This window comes from Salipiger sp. HF18 (assembly GCF_011806505.1).
GTDB lineage: Bacteria > Pseudomonadota > Alphaproteobacteria > Rhodobacterales > Rhodobacteraceae > Salipiger > Salipiger thiooxidans.
In genome coordinates, this window is record NZ_JAATOS010000692.1 from 1 (window position 1) to 1,688 (window position 1,688).

Genomic DNA, 1,688 nt, shown 5'->3' on the forward strand with positions numbered 1-1,688 from the left:
GCGGATCTCGAGGGCATGAAACTGCGCGTGCCCGGCGGCTACGTGGGCGACCTGGTATCGGCGCTCGGCGCGGCACCGCTCTTCATGTCTTCGACCGAGGTCTACGAGAAGCTGTCGCGCGGCGTCATCGACGGCGTGGCCTTCACCTACGAGGCGATGACCGCGTTCAACCTTGTCGATTACATCAAGTACTCGATGACGGTCCCGGGCGGCATCTACAACACCACCTGGTTCTTCGTGGTGAACGAGGACAAGTGGAACAGCCTCTCGGAAGAGGACCGCGCCGCCATCGACGCGATCTCGGGCGAAGCGTTTGCCGAGCGCGTCGGCCAGGCGTGGAACGACGCCGACACCGCCGCACAGGAAGTGGTCGGCGACAAGGTCGAGTTCTACGCCGCAGGTCCCGAGGTGGTGGGCGCGCTGCGCGACGCCGCCGGCACGCTCGAGGCCTCGTGGGCCGAAGGGCTGGGTGAGGGCTATGACGGCGCCGCGGCGCTGGAAGAGTTCCGCGCGATGACCGGGGTCTCGGTCGAATGACCCAGCCCGACGCAGGCGGCACCGCCCCGTCCCCCGCAAGCTCCGGGGGACGGTGGGGGCACCGGCGGGCGCTCTGGTACCGGCTTCTGGCCGGTGCCTCGGCGCTGCTGATCCTCGCACTGATCGGCGTGACCTGCGTCGACGTTGTGGGCCGCTACCTCTTCAACCACCCGTTCGGCGGCGCCTACGAGCTCACCCAGATGCTGCTCGCGGCGCTGGTCTTCGCGGCGCTGCCGCTGACCAGCATCGACGGCGGTCATGTCGAGGTCGATCTCGCGCTGCACCTGCTGTCGCGCCCGGTGCAACGGGTGCTCGGGCGCCTCGCCGGGGCGGTCTCGGCCGTGGCGCTCGCCTATTTCGCCTACCGTCTGGTGCTGATCGGCCTCGACCAGATCCACGACGGCACCCGCAGCGCCTCGCTCGCGCTGCCCATGGCACCGCTCGCCTTCCTCGCCGCCGCCAGCTGCGCGGTGTCGAGCGTCGCGATGATCCTGCGCCGGGAGACCCAATGACCATCTCGCTGATTGCCCTCGCCATCCTTCTCGGACTGGTGTTCATGCGCGTGCCGATCGCCTTCGCCATGGCCATCGTCGGCGGCATCGGCTTTGCCCTGCTGCGCGGCTGGGCCCCGGCCGGCGCCATGGTCGGCAACGCCGTGTTCGAGACCGGGCTGAACTATTCGCTTTCTGTGGTGCCACTCTTCATCTTCATGGGCAACGTGCTCGCGGGCTCCGGCATCGCGCAGGGGCTGTTCTCGGCCGCCGACCGGATCTTCGGACGGATGCGCGGCGGGCTCGCCATGGCCACGGTGCTGTCCTGCGGCGGCTTCTCGGCGGTCTGCGGCTCGTCGCTCGCCACCGCCGCCACCATGTCCAAGGTTGCCATGCCCTCGATGCGGCGCTTCGGCTATTCCGACAGCCTCGCCACCGGCGCCATCGCCGCGGGCGGCACGCTGGGCATCCTGATCCCGCCGTCGGTGGTGCTGATCATCTTCGGTCTGCTGACCGAGGCCGACATCGGCAAGCTCTTCCTGGCGGGGATCATTCCCGGCATCCTTGGCATTATCGGCTACCTGCTGGCGGTGATGGTGGCGGTGCGGCTGAAGCCTGAGCTCGCCCCAAAGGTCGGCGAGGTCCACCCGATGACCCGCC

2 protein-coding genes and 1 pseudogene are annotated in these 1,688 nt (G+C 69.1%); all 3 read left to right on the forward strand.

Annotated elements, in window-relative coordinates; genetic code table 11:
- Positions 1-537 (forward strand): annotated as a pseudogene (locus tag HC022_RS25950) (ABC transporter substrate-binding protein); the annotation flags it as partial.
- Positions 534-1,049, forward strand: a complete 516-nt coding sequence (locus tag HC022_RS25955) for a TRAP transporter small permease (protein ID WP_008887712.1) — start codon at positions 534-536, stop codon at positions 1,047-1,049. The pseudogene HC022_RS25950 and the gene HC022_RS25955, both read left to right, overlap by 4 nt.
- A partial coding sequence (locus HC022_RS25960) for a TRAP transporter large permease subunit (RefSeq protein ID WP_167454304.1) occupies positions 1,046-1,688 on the forward strand: 643 nt, incomplete at its 3' end. The genes HC022_RS25955 and HC022_RS25960, both read left to right, overlap by 4 nt.